This window comes from Micrococcaceae bacterium Sec5.7, assembly GCA_039636785.1.
Classification (GTDB): Bacteria; Actinomycetota; Actinomycetes; order Actinomycetales; family Micrococcaceae; genus Arthrobacter.
This window is the reverse complement of the sequence record CP144169.1, coordinates 1,451,450-1,463,583: the sequence shown is the minus strand read 5'-3', so window position 1 is coordinate 1,463,583 and position 12,134 is coordinate 1,451,450. Positions and strand designations below refer to the sequence as shown.

Sequence of the window (12,134 nt, the reverse complement as noted above, 5' to 3'; positions counted from 1 at the left end):
CTATCGGGGCATGTCCGTGTGTTTCTTGTCCAGGAGTGCGGGCAGTTGATTCATTTGCCAGGAAGTGTCGCTCTTTCTCGATCCTGATGGCATGATGAGAACCCTCAGTACCCAAGTTTTTGCATGGTGGGGGGAACCATGGCTCGAAACAGCGGGACGCCTTTATCCACAGCCGATGCGTCCGGGGTGTTGCCCGGTGTCTTTTGTGAGAGCTCCGGAGGGCCGGGCATTGGGGGCACGAATCCGGACCTTGCCGGCGGGTCTGTGAAGCGGGTATTCTTTCGCCGCAGGCGCAGGGCGATTGCTTCCCGCGAGGGGGCGTCGCTGGAGCAGCCTGTCCCGGCCGAATCGGGCGGGTCTGGACCCTTGGCGTCGGCGTCCGGTCGGTGGCTGCTGGTTATCATCTGCCTCGAGGCCGGCGTTGCGCTGTCAATCCGCCTCCCGCTGCTCTATGGCCAGCCACCGTGGGTGGCCTTTGATGGGCCCGTAGGGATCCCGGCCCTCCTGGCACTGTTGCTGGTCCCGGTGGCCGTCCACGCTGCGTGGCGTCTTGTGCGCCAGCACCGCCGTGAGCGGGCCCAAGCGAGCCGCACCGCCGGGCTGATGGACACCGTGCTGAGCGCGGGCCACGAATGGCTGTGGGCCATCGGAGGCGACGGACGCTTCACTTTCTCGAGCCCGGCAAGCAGTGAACTGGTTGGATACGAATCCTTCGAGCTGGTCGGAAAGCATTGCAGTCTCGTGATCAATCTGGATGAACTGGCGGCAGCTCGGAAGGCCGGAACCACCAGCGGCGGAGCGGACGCCAAGTGGGCCGGACTGGTCACCGGCTGCCGCCACCGGAACGGCGGCCGGGTCCTGGTTGAAGTCTCCGGCAGGCCAGTGCGTGACCGAGCGGGACGTGTCTGCGGGTTCGAGGGAACCAGCCGCGCCCTCGATGCAGGGGCAGCAAGCACCCTCGCGGCCGAAGAAGTCAGGGAGCGGGTCGAAGCCATGCTCGCCGGCCGCACGCTGCTGACGGCGTTTCAACCCGTCCGATCGCTGGAGACCGGCGCGATTGTCGGCGCCGAAGCGTTGACCCGCTTTCTCAGTTCCCCGGGCATCTCCCCGGAGGCTTGGTTTGTTGAAGCGGAGTCCGTCGGGCTTGGTGTGGATCTTGAAATTCTTGCGGTACAGACCGCTCTCGCTGCTGCCGCCTGGCTTCCTTCGCATTTGTATGTGGCGGTGAATCTCTCGCCCCGGGCGTGCCTGGATCCGTGGCTGGTCGGCCTGCTCGAGGAATCGAACGTCCCGGCCTGGCGCATCGTGCTTGAGTTGACCGAACGCCACGAGGTTGCCGATTACGAACAACTCGCCGTTGTGCTGGGCCCGCTGCGGCACGCCGGCCTGAGGATCGCCGTCGATGACGCGGGCGCAGGCTTCGCCTCCATATGCCACATCCTTGAGCTCAACCCGGACCTGATCAAACTTGACCGGAAGATCATCGCCGGAATCGACACGGATCCGGCGAAGCGGGCCTTCGGCGCGGCCATGGTTGGCTTCGCAACGGAGATCGGCGCCGGCCTCGTCGCCGAAGGAATCGAAACCGGGGCAGAACTAACCGCTGTCACCGAACTCGGCATGGCGGCCGGACAAGGCTACCTACTCGGCCGGCCCTCAGTCCGGCCCGAGGAATGGGCAACGTGGCGAAAAGTGCCACCGCGCGAGGGATGGCCTGAAAGTCCGACGAAGCAGCGGGCAGGCGATTAGCAGCGTTCGTGGTGCCGTGACCCCCGGATCATGAACGACCGGGGGCAACAATGAACGCAGCGTACATGGTCCGTTGCGGTCCGGAAAACCCGCCAAGGTACTCTCCGCGGTCTTCGTAGCCGGCTTTGGCGTAGGCCGACCGGGCGCCCGGGTTGCGTTCGTTGACTGACAGCACAACGCCGGTCTCGTCACCGCCCAGCCTTGCTGTGAGTTTCGCTGCCTCCCGCGAAGCCGCAACAGCAGCGGCTGAGCCCAGCCCGCGTCCCTGCAGCCTGCTGTCGATCAGGAAGCCCCGCAGCAGCCATGCCGAATCGTCGTCTGCCCAGCCGGCCAGCATCGCTGCCCCTGACTGAAGAGTCAGCACACCCACGGCTGTGCCTCCCGAGTCCACCACGTAAGGGTGCCTGGACCCGTCTTCCATCCCTGCAAGCATCATCCGCAGCGGATCTCCGACGAAATCGCGCTGCCCCTTCCCGAGCTCCAGTTCGGCGATCTCTCCCAGCTTGATGGCCCGTGCATCATCGTCCAGCCTTTTCAGGGGGATCAGCCAAACCGTTTCGGACATAAAACGAGCTTATCCACAAAGCACAACGGCGGCCGCCACCCAGCCGCCGGAACACAGGGTGACAACCGCCGTCGCAGTGGTTATTCGGTTGATGCGTCAGCAGGTGCTCCGGCGGGCGCGCCCGCCGGATCCATCCACATGACTTCCCACAGGTGCCCATCGGGATCCTGGAAGCTGTGGTTGTACATGAACCCGTAGTCCTGCACGTCCTGCGAGACCGTTCCGCCGGCGGCCAGCGCCTTCCGGACGGTCTCGTCCACAGCCTCACGGCTGTCCACTGAGAAGGCCAGGATGGCCTCCGTGGAACTCGTGGCGTCCGCGACTTTCTTGGACGTGAAGGTCTTGAAGAAGCCTTCCACCAGGAGCATCACGAAGGCGTTGTCGTTGACGATCATGCACGTCGCGTTTTCATCGGTGAAGTCCGGGTTGAAGGAGAAGCCGAGTGCCGTGAAAAACTCGACTGTCCTGTCGAGGTCTTTGACGGGGAGATTCAAGTAGATTTGCGTAGCCATGGGCTCAAACTAGCATCAAGCCCGGCACGCGTCAGCCCTTGGAATCTCCCCGCCACCGAACCTCCCCGCGGTGGCAGATCCGGTGCGGCAGACCTGCCTATAGAACCTTGGAGAGAAAATCCTGGGTCCGCTGCTGCCGGGGGTTGCCGAAAAGGTCCCCCGGATCGCCCTGTTCGCATATTAAACCGTCGGCCATAAAGATGACGCGGTCGGCAACCTCACGGGCAAAACCCATCTCGTGCGTGACCAGCACCATGGTCATGCCTTCCTTCGCTAGGTCCTTGATGACCTGCAGGACCTCCCCTACCATTTCGGGGTCGAGCGCCGAGGTGGCTTCATCAAACAGCATGATGTCCGGGTTCATGGCCAGCGCCCTGGCGATCGCCACGCGCTGCTTCTGACCGCCGGACAGAGACGCCGGAGGGGCATCCGCCTTCTCGGACAGCCCCACGCGTTCCAGCAGCATCAGTGCGTTGGCCCGCGCCACTGCTTTGTTCTGCTTCTTGGATTCGACCGGAGCCAGCATGATGTTCTCGATGACGCTCATGTGCGGAAAGAGGTTGAAGTGCTGGAAAACCATACCGATGTGCCGGCGGACCTCGTTGATGTCCACTTTGGGGTCCGTCAGATCGAATCCGTCGACTGTGACATGACCGCCGGTGATCTCCTCCAGTTTGTTCAGGCATCTGAGGAATGTGGATTTACCCGATCCTGAGGGGCCAATCACACAGACCACCTCGCCCTCGGCGACCTCGGCATCAATGCCTTTGAGAACTTCATTGGACCCAAACGATTTCTTCAGGCCCCGGACCGAAATTTTGCTGGCTGCACTGACTTCGGTGCTCATTTGTTGAACCTCTTATCCACGACGTTGGCCAGTTTGGTCAGAAGCATAATCACCACGAAGTACATCACGGCCACGATCAGCAGCGTCTCGGTGATCCTGAAGTTGCCGGCGTAGATCTGCTGGCCCTGGTAGAGCAGCTCGGAGAAACCGATGGCAAGCAGCAGCGAGCTGTCCTTAAGCATGATGATCAGCTGGTTGATCAGCGAAGGCGTCATGATCTTGAAGGCTTGTGGAACCACTACCTTCTGCATGGACTTGTTGTAACCCAGTCCCAGGCTCCGGCTGGCTTCCAGCTGGCCAGGGTCCACGGACTGGATGGCTCCGCGGACGATCTCGGTAATGTAGGCCGCGGAGTTAAGGCTGAGGGTCAGCACACCGGCCACCCAGATATCGATGGGCCGGCCCGTCAGCTGCGGAATGCCGAAGTAGAAGAAGAATGCCCACACGAGCAGCGGAGTGCCGCGGAACACGCTCACAAAAGTGGTGGCGATGACGCGCAGAACCACGTTGCCGGAGATCTTCAGGAAGCCCATGAAAAGACCGATCAGCATGGCCACTGCGAATGAGATGGCAGTAACCAGGACAGTGTTGCCCAGACCCTTCATCAGCGCAGGGAAACTGTTGCCCAGCAGGTCCCAGAAACTCGACTGCGCTGCCTGTGCCGGGTCCTTGAGGTACTTGTCCAGAATGGCCTGGTACTGACCGTTCGACTTCAGTTCGGCCAGCCCGGTGTTGAAGGCCGCCAGCAGTTCCGGGTTTTGGTCCTTGTTGACCGCGAACCCGTAGGATCCGCCCTGTTCCTTCCCGGTGACGGACTTCAGCCCGTTGTTCTGGCTTATGCCGTAAGCCAGTACAGGGTAATCATCAAAAACCGCGACGGCGTTGCCCGACTTCACGAGCTCGTACATCGTGGCGGACTGGTCCAGTGCCTTGACGGTGAAGCCGTATTGCCCGGCGATCGAGCTGGCGAAGGTCTCGCCCTCGCTGCCGGTCTTTGCTGTTACGGTCTTGCCCCGCAGATCCTCGTAGCCCTTGATCCCGGCGTCGCCCTTGGCGACGGCCATCTGGACGCCGGATTCAAAGTACGGCTCGGAAAAATCGTAAATGAGCTTGCGCGGCTCGGTGATGGACATACCGGCAATGACGCCGTCCACCTGGTTGGAAGACAGCGCCTGCAGCGCTGCGTTGAAGCCGAGCGACTTGATCTCCACCTCGAACCCCTGACTCTTGGCCACTTCGCGGATGATATCCATGTCGATGCCGGTGAGCTCACCGCTTCCGTCACGAAATTCAAACGGCGCGAATGTGGTGTCCGTGCCGATGACAAACTTCTTGCCGGACACGTTCGACGGCGGTGTGCCGGCTTGCGCTGTGTCCGGCGCAGCGGCGGCCCCGACGGTACAGAAAAACACTACGGCTACAGCCAGCAATGCTCCGATGACCGTGGAAGCCCGTTGCCGGACGGCCTTGGTCTGCTGGAGTCTGTGCAAGAGTTAACAACCCCTTTGGTTAGATGCGGCGCCGGGCTCCAGGAGACCGGCAAAGTACCTATAGAGGCTACCCGTAGTGGGACCGGCTCACGCTCCCGTTGATCCGGATCCGGATCAAGGTTCCTACTGTCCGTAGAAGACCTTCTCGAAAACACCCCGGGCACGCCTGCTGAGCCGAAGATAATCTTCCTCGAGGGCCGCGGCGTTTCCGGGCTCATAACCGCACCACCGTGCAACTGCCTCAAGATCCCTCCGGGACGACAGCAGCAGATCCGAAGTCCTGCCTGTCCAGATCACATTTGCCGACCGGATGCGGCTCGCGAGCCGCCATGTCTCCAGCAGGAGGGCAGCATCGGCCTCTTCCAGCAGTCCCAGGGCAGCCGCCGCCTCAAGCGCCCGGACTGTGGAAGTGGTGCGCAGTTCCGGGTGCTTTCCGGCATGCTCGAGCTGGAGCAGCTGTACCAGCCACTCGACGTCGCTCAGGCCTCCGCGTCCCAGTTTCAGGTGACGGGCGGGATCAGCGCCGCGGGGCAGCCGCTCGGACTCAACCCGCGCCTTCACCCGGCGGACCTCCCGGATATCCTGCGCCGAGAGCACCTCCGGGTAGCGGAGCGGCTCGATGAGTTCAAGGAAATCAGCGGCCAGACGGTCATCGCCCGCCATGGGCCTCGCGCGCAATAGCGCCTGGGCTTCCCACACCAGCGACCACCGGCGGTAGTACTCCCCGTACGATTCCAGAGACCGCACCATGGCCCCGCTTTTGCCTTCGGGGCGCAGATCGGCGTCGACCATCAGCACGCGCTCTGCCATGATGGCCGGCTTGAGCGGCTGGGTCAGCAGGCTGGAGACGTGCCCCACGATCTGGGCCGCCTGCTGCTGGGCCTCGTCGTCAGGGACCCCCGGCAGGCCGCGGTGGACGTACATCACGTCGGCATCGGAACCGTAGCCGATCTCCCGTCCGCCCTGCCGCCCCATGGCCACCACCAGCACGCTGGTTTTCAGCGGACCTTTTGCCGAGACCATGTTTTCGGCTACCCGCAGCGCCCCGAGCATAGCCGCGCGGTCAGTATCCGCCAGGGCGGAACCCACGTCGTCCTGCGCCAGCAGTCCGGCGCTGTCTGCTATGGCAATCCGCAGAATTTCTCTTCGCCGGATCAGCCGGATCAGCCGCATCGCGCTTCCCGGGTCCGCGTGCCGGGACATCTTCGAGCTGATTTCCTGCCACTGGGCCTCGAAACCCAGCGGCGCGAGTTCCTTGTCAGATCCCAGCCACGCCACCGACTCCGGCGAGACTTCCAGCAGGTCCGCGATGAGCCGTGAATTGGCCAGCACATGGCACAGGCGCTCGGCGGCAGCCTTCGAGTCCCTCAGCATGCCCAGATACCAGTGTGTGGTCCCCAAAGCCTCGCTGACACGGCGGAAAGCCAGCAGACCGGCGTCTGGATCCACCCCCTCGGCGAGCCAGCCCAGCAGGATGGGCAGCAGCTGGCGCTGCAGCGCAGCGCGCCGGCTGACACCGGCAGTGAGTGCCTCGATGTGGCGCAGGGCGCCCTGCGGATCAAGATACCCCAGTGCCGCGAGCCGGCCCTGGGCCGCTTCCGGTGACAGCCTGGCTTCTTCACTGCTCAGTTTGGCGGCTGTATTCAGCAGCGGGCGGTAGAAAATACGTTCATGGAGTTCTCGGACTGACCGCTTGGTTTTCTGCCAGGCCGCCATCAGCGCATCCGGGTGGGGTCGCTCGTTGGAGAACGGCCCCAGCACAGCCTTGGCGAGGGCGCGAAGTGATGCGTCCTTGACCGGCATCAGGTGCGTACGGCGCAGCTGGAACAGCTGGATCCGATGCTCGAGGAGGCGCAGGTAGCGGTAGGCGTGGTCAAAATCGGCGGCGTCGGCGCGGCCGATGTATCCGCCGGCGGAAAGCGCCGCGATAGCCGAAGTCGTGTCCCTGCAGCGGAGTGATTCGTCCGATTTCCCGTGCACCAGCTGCAGCAACTGGACCGTGAACTCGACGTCACGCAGCCCGCCGCGTCCCAGCTTGATCTGCCGTTGTTCCTCGGCGGCCGGGATGTGGTCCGTGACGCGCCTCCGCATCGCCTGCACGGATTCGACAAAACCGTCGCGGCTGGCCGACGTCCAGATCAGGGGCGAGACTGCGGCTTCGTAGCGTCCACCCAGCCCGGTGTCCCCGGCGATGGTCCGCGCTTTCAACAATGCCTGGAATTCCCAGCTTTCCGCCCAGCGCGCGTAATAGCTCTGGTGCGATGCCAGTGTACGGACCAGCGGCCCGGACTTGCCCTCAGGCCGCAGATTGGCATCCACTTCCCACAGCCCGGGTTCCCGGGCAGGGGACGAGATCGCCCGTGAAATGCCCGTGGCAAGTGTCGTGCCGATCGTATTGGCGCGGGCATCCTCCAGTCCGCCGGCTTCAATGACGTAGATGACATCGACGTCGGAAATGTAGTTAAGCTCCCGCGCTCCGCACTTGCCCATTCCGATCACGGCCAGCCCCACACCGGCCACCTCCGAAGCGTCGAACTGGTCCGCTGCCTCGGCACGGGAGACGGCAAGCGCCGCTTCAATTGCAGCGCCGGCCAGATCAGCCAGTTCAGCGCCGACGGCAGGCATAAAGTCCAGCGGATCCGCCGCGCAGAGGTCCTTGACGGCGAGGTCCACCACACCGCGGCGGTAGGCAGTCCGAAGCGCCTCATAGGCCTCCGGGCCGGACATCCCGGCCACCGGCCGGGTCGATTTCGGATCCGCACGGACGGACTTCAGCAGCCGGGCACGGAGCTCTGCCCGCTCTGCCTGGACCGGTTCCGGGCTCGCCGTGACATCGAAGGCGTCGAGGTGCTCTGGATGGCGGATCAGGAATTCGCCCAGGGCTTCCGATGCGCCGAGGACGCGGTAGAGCGGTTCGCTGGTGTCCGTATCGGCGGCAGCGAGTTCGCGCAGGTCCGGGTGCTTCTCGATCAGCCGGACCAGAGACTGCAGCGCAGTATCCGGGTTGGCTGCGAGACGGAGGCCGGCGAACAGGGTGTCCTGGTCGATGCCGTCCAGCTCGGGGGCAGCCAGAAACCTTTCGCCCTTGTCCAGATCGCTGAATCCGGCCGAAATGAGACGACGGGCAAGGCTCACCCCGGACGCCTAAAGGATGCCGAGGTTGCGCTGCAGCTCGTACGGGGTGACCTGCAGACGGTAGTCCTGCCATTCAGCGCGCTTGTTGCGCAGGAAGTGCTCGAAGACCTGTTCGCCCAGGATCTGCGGCATCAACTCGGAGTCCTCCATTGTCCTGATGGCATCGTGCAGGCTTGCCGGAAGCGGGTCATGGCCCATGGCACGACGCTCGGCCGAGCTCAGTGACCAGATATCATCCTCAGCCGCGGCAGGCAACTGGTAACCCTCCTCGATTCCCTTCAGACCGGCACCCAGGAGAACAGCGTAGGCAAGGTAGGGATTGGCGGCGGAGTCAATGCCGCGGTATTCGACCCGTGCGGACTGGCCCTTGCCGGGCTTGTAAAGCGGAACCCGGACCAGGGCGGAGCGGTTGTTGTGGCCCCAGCTCAGGTAGCTGGGAGCTTCGCCGCCACCCCAGAGGCGTTTGTAGGAGTTCACGAACTGGTTGGTCACAGCCGTGAATTCAGGGGCATGCTTCAGGATGCCGGCAATGAACTGGCGGGCAGTCTCGGAGAGCTGGAATTCGGCACCGGCCTCGTAGAAGGCGTTGGTGTCCCCTTCGAAGAGGGAAAAATGGGTGTGCATGCCGGAACCCGGGTGCGCGGTGAACGGCTTGGGCATAAAGGTGGCGTAGGTGTCCTGCTGGAGCGCCACTTCCTTGATGACGGTCCGGAACGTCATGATGTTGTCCGCCGTCTGCAGGGCGTCTGCGTAGCGGAGGTCAATCTCATTCTGGCCCGGGCCGGCTTCGTGGTGGCTGAATTCAACGGAAATCCCCACCGATTCCAGCATGGTCACAGCCGTACGGCGGAAGTCCTGGGCCACGCCGCCCGGAACGTGGTCGAAGTAGCCTCCCTCATCTACGGGTACCGGTGAACCGTCCGGGCCGGGCTCCTGGGACTTGAGCAGGTAGAACTCGATCTCCGGGTGCGTGTAGCACGTGAACCCCATGTCCGCTGCCTTGGCTAGCGTGCGCTTGAGGACGTTGCGGGGATCCGCAGCGGAGGGTTCGCCGTCGGGCGTCAGGATGTCGCAGAACATCCGCGACGTCTGTTCGGTCTCGCCGCGCCAGGGCAGAATCTGGAACGTGGAAGGATCCGGCTGTGCCAGCATGTCGGATTCAAACACCCGCGCCAGGCCCTCGATGGCGGAGCCGTCAAAGCCCAGGCCCTCTTCAAAGGCGCCTTCGACTTCGGCCGGCGCAAGCGCAACCGACTTGAGCGAACCCACGACGTCGGTGAACCACAAACGCACAAACCGCACGTCACGCTCTTCGATCGTGCGCAGGACAAACTCTTGCTGGCGGTCCATGATGGCCTCTTCTCCGGTCAACTTCCATGCCCCGGGTCCGTTGGAGACGAAGCCGGCAGCAGTTCTCGAATCACTTTACTAAGCATTCCCGTCTAATGCGGGAGCCGATGCCCCTCGTAACACAGCGTTAACACAAGGGCGGTGGTACGGGTGCTCCCTCAGCGGTAACTCCGCACCGGATCACCCGGATATATGACGAGAATCACCGGCATGCTGGCCGGGCCGGTAGCTAGGACGTCCGGTATCGCATTACGCTCTAGCCATGGCCTCTAGCAACAGCTCAGATTCAAGCGTGTCCGCTGAAGTACCCGCACCGTACGGCAACGGGCCGGCACAGCCGCCGGCTCCGCCGTCGGATTCGGCCAAAAAACCGGTGCCCAGAATCCGCACGCACCACCTGCAGCAGGCCAAGACGAACGGTGAGCACTTTGCCATGCTCACCGCGTATGAGCAGTACACGGCGGAGATTTTCGATCAGGCAGGAATCGAGGTGCTGCTGGTGGGTGACTCGGCGTCGAACAATGTGTTCGGGAACGAAACGAGCCTACCGGTCACAGTGGACGAGCTGCTTCCACTGTGCCGCGCCGTGGCACGCTCGGCCAAGCGGGCGCTCGTGGTGGCGGATCTGCCGTTTGGCAGTTACGAGGTTTCCGCGCAGCAGGCTGTTGCCACTGGCGTCCGGTTCCTTAAGGAGGGCCTGGCCCACGCCGTGAAGATTGAGGGAGGCACGTTCTACGCCGAGACAGTCCGGGCCATGGTCCAGGCCGGCATTCCGGTGATGGCGCACATTGGCTTCACCCCGCAGAGTGAGCATGCGCTGGGCGGTTACCGGGTGCAAGGCCGTGGAGATGATGCAAAACGCCTGATCGACGACGCCGTCGCGTTGGCAGACGCCGGAGCCTTCTGTGTGCTGATGGAAATGGTTCCTGCTGACACCGCTGCCGCCGTGGACGCGGCGGTTTCTGTTCCCACCATCGGCATCGGTGCGGGCAACGTCACCACCGGCCAGGTGCTGGTCTGGCAGGACATGGCAGGGCTGCGCGGCGGGAAAATGGCCAAATTCGTCAAGCAGTACGCGGATCTCCGGACCACACTCAGCGACGCGGCAAAAGCCTACGGGGACGACGTCCGCTCCGGGCAGTTCCCCGGCCCGGAGCACACCTTCTAGACTGACCGGCTCCGGATCATGCCGCGGAGCCTGTCAGCGAGGATATCAATGCTCACGGCCCTGGACGGCGATCCCGCCCCACATTCATTGGCTCAGCGCGTTATTCGTCGTCGCCCTTGTCCCAGGCTTCGTTACGGGACTTGACCTTTTCGAGCGCGTGTTCGGCCTCTTCCCGGGTCTTGTAGGGGCCGATCAGCTGGGTCCAGTCCGACAGCGCGTCCTCTTCCACCTCGTGGGTGTTCACGTTGTACCAGTATTCAGTCATCGCTACTCCTCGCTTCCGGTTGACGGAAAGCCGCTCAATCGTGGTCCCCGTAACTTAAACCGTTACGGGGCCCGGATCGGCTTTCAGTTACTTGGCGTTCTACGGTGCCTTATATGATCAATCTATGCCTTCCCTAGCCTCGACTGCACCCACCGGCACCCTGACCCAGGGAACTGTCAGCCCGCAGCTGCCGGTTCCCGCGTCCATCCCCCGCCCCGAGTACGTGGGCAAGCCGGGGCCGGCCAAATTCACCGGTTCCGAGGTCAAGTCCGCTGAGACCGTCGAGAAGATCCGAATCGCCAGCAGAATCGCCGCCCAGGCGATCGTAGAAGTAGGCAAGCACGTCGTTCCCGGAGTCACTACTGACCAGCTGGACAGGATCGGCCATGAATTTCTCCTCGATCACAAGTCCTACCCGTCTACGCTGGGCTACCGCGGCTTCCCGAAATCCCTGTGCTCATCGCTGAATGAGGTCATCTGCCACGGCATTCCGGACACCACGGTGGTGCGGGACGGTGACATCCTGAACATCGACATCACGGCATTCATCGGCGGTGTCCACGGCGACACCAACTACACGTTCCTGGCGGGCGACGTCGACGACGAGTCCCGCCTGCTGGTGGAACGCACGCAGGAATCCCTGAACCGCGCCATCAAGGCTGTGGCACCGGGCCGCGAGATCAATGTGATCGGCCGCGCCATCCAGTCCTACGCCAAGCGGTTCGGCTACGGCGTGGTCCGCGACTTCACCGGCCACGGCGTCGGTGAGGCTTTCCACACGGGCCTCATCATCCCGCACTACGACGCCGCCCCGGCCTATAACACAGTCATCGAAACGGGCATGGTCTTCACCGTTGAACCCATGCTCACCCTTGGCACCGTTGACTGGGACATGTGGCCCGATGACTGGACCGTGGTGACCCGCGACCGTAAACGCACGGCCCAGTTCGAACACACACTCCTGGTCACAGAGTCCGGCGCCGAGATCCTGACGCTGCCCTGATTCCCGCCGGAACCCGGTCAGCCATCCGGCTGCCCATCCCCCAGCCCACC

Annotated in this window: 10 protein-coding genes; 3 read left to right on the top strand and 7 right to left on the bottom strand. The window is 63.4% G+C overall.

The window, feature by feature from the left end; genetic code table 11:
- Positions 1-264: 264 nt before the first annotated feature.
- Positions 265-1,749, top strand: coding sequence for an EAL domain-containing protein (locus V3C33_06935; protein ID XAS68998.1), 1,485 nt, complete (start codon positions 265-267; stop codon positions 1,747-1,749).
- Between the two features lie 28 nt (positions 1,750-1,777).
- Here V3C33_06935 and V3C33_06930 read toward each other — a convergent pair whose 3' ends face one another.
- The 6 genes from V3C33_06930 to glnA all read right to left on the bottom strand — a co-directional run bounded on the left by V3C33_06930 (position 1,778) and on the right by glnA (position 9,648).
- Positions 1,778-2,314, bottom strand: coding sequence for a GNAT family N-acetyltransferase (locus V3C33_06930; GenBank protein XAS68997.1), 537 nt, complete (start codon positions 2,312-2,314; stop codon positions 1,778-1,780).
- An 80-nt stretch (positions 2,315-2,394) separates the two neighbouring features.
- Positions 2,395-2,826 (bottom strand): VOC family protein, encoded by a 432-nt coding sequence (locus V3C33_06925; protein ID XAS68996.1) that lies wholly within the window; start codon positions 2,824-2,826, stop codon positions 2,395-2,397.
- A gap of 97 nt (positions 2,827-2,923) precedes the next feature.
- Positions 2,924-3,673 (bottom strand): amino acid ABC transporter ATP-binding protein, encoded by a 750-nt coding sequence (locus V3C33_06920; protein ID XAS68995.1) that lies wholly within the window; start codon positions 3,671-3,673, stop codon positions 2,924-2,926.
- Positions 3,670-5,163 carry an amino acid ABC transporter substrate-binding protein/permease gene (locus tag V3C33_06915; protein ID XAS68994.1) on the bottom strand — a complete coding sequence of 498 codons (1,494 nt, stop codon included), beginning with the start codon at positions 5,161-5,163 and terminating at the stop codon, positions 3,670-3,672. The genes V3C33_06920 and V3C33_06915 overlap by 4 nt, the downstream gene beginning before the upstream one ends.
- Before the next feature lie 123 nt (positions 5,164-5,286).
- A complete protein-coding gene (locus tag V3C33_06910; GenBank protein ID XAS68993.1) occupies positions 5,287-8,298 on the bottom strand; it encodes a bifunctional [glutamine synthetase] adenylyltransferase/[glutamine synthetase]-adenylyl-L-tyrosine phosphorylase in 3,012 nt (1,003 codons plus the stop codon).
- 9 nt (positions 8,299-8,307) lie between these two features.
- Positions 8,308-9,648 (bottom strand): type I glutamate--ammonia ligase, encoded by a 1,341-nt coding sequence (gene glnA / locus V3C33_06905; GenBank protein XAS68992.1) that lies wholly within the window; start codon positions 9,646-9,648, stop codon positions 8,308-8,310.
- Between the two features lie 262 nt (positions 9,649-9,910).
- Between glnA and panB the strand changes: the two genes are divergently transcribed.
- On the top strand, positions 9,911-10,816 hold the full coding sequence (gene panB, locus V3C33_06900) for a 3-methyl-2-oxobutanoate hydroxymethyltransferase (GenBank protein ID XAS68991.1): 906 nt from the start codon (positions 9,911-9,913) through the stop codon (positions 10,814-10,816).
- A 100-nt stretch (positions 10,817-10,916) separates the two neighbouring features.
- Here panB and V3C33_06895 read toward each other — a convergent pair whose 3' ends face one another.
- Positions 10,917-11,081 (bottom strand): SPOR domain-containing protein, encoded by a 165-nt coding sequence (locus V3C33_06895; GenBank protein ID XAS68990.1) that lies wholly within the window; start codon positions 11,079-11,081, stop codon positions 10,917-10,919.
- A gap of 124 nt (positions 11,082-11,205) precedes the next feature.
- On the opposite strand from V3C33_06895, the gene map reads away from it, so the two are divergent.
- Positions 11,206-12,084 (top strand): type I methionyl aminopeptidase, encoded by an 879-nt coding sequence (gene map / locus V3C33_06890; protein ID XAS68989.1) that lies wholly within the window; start codon positions 11,206-11,208, stop codon positions 12,082-12,084.
- Positions 12,085-12,134 lie beyond the last annotated feature (50 nt).

Bases quoted from the DNA above. Each gene is read 5' to 3' on its own strand.
- V3C33_06930 (XAS68997.1), bottom strand. From the start codon at position 2,314: ATGTCCGAAACGGTTTGGCTGATCCCCCTGAAAAGGCTGGACGATGAT.
- V3C33_06925 (XAS68996.1), bottom strand. From the start codon at position 2,826: ATGGCTACGCAAATCTACTTGAATCTCCCCGTCAAAGACCTCGACAGG.
- V3C33_06920 (XAS68995.1), bottom strand. From the start codon at position 3,673: ATGAGCACCGAAGTCAGTGCAGCCAGCAAAATTTCGGTCCGGGGCCTG.
- glnA (XAS68992.1), bottom strand. From the start codon at position 9,648: ATGGACCGCCAGCAAGAGTTTGTCCTGCGCACGATCGAAGAGCGTGAC.
- panB (XAS68991.1), top strand. From the start codon at position 9,911: ATGGCCTCTAGCAACAGCTCAGATTCAAGCGTGTCCGCTGAAGTACCC.
- V3C33_06895 (XAS68990.1), bottom strand. From the start codon at position 11,081: ATGACTGAATACTGGTACAACGTGAACACCCACGAGGTGGAAGAGGAC.
- map (XAS68989.1), top strand. From the start codon at position 11,206: ATGCCTTCCCTAGCCTCGACTGCACCCACCGGCACCCTGACCCAGGGA.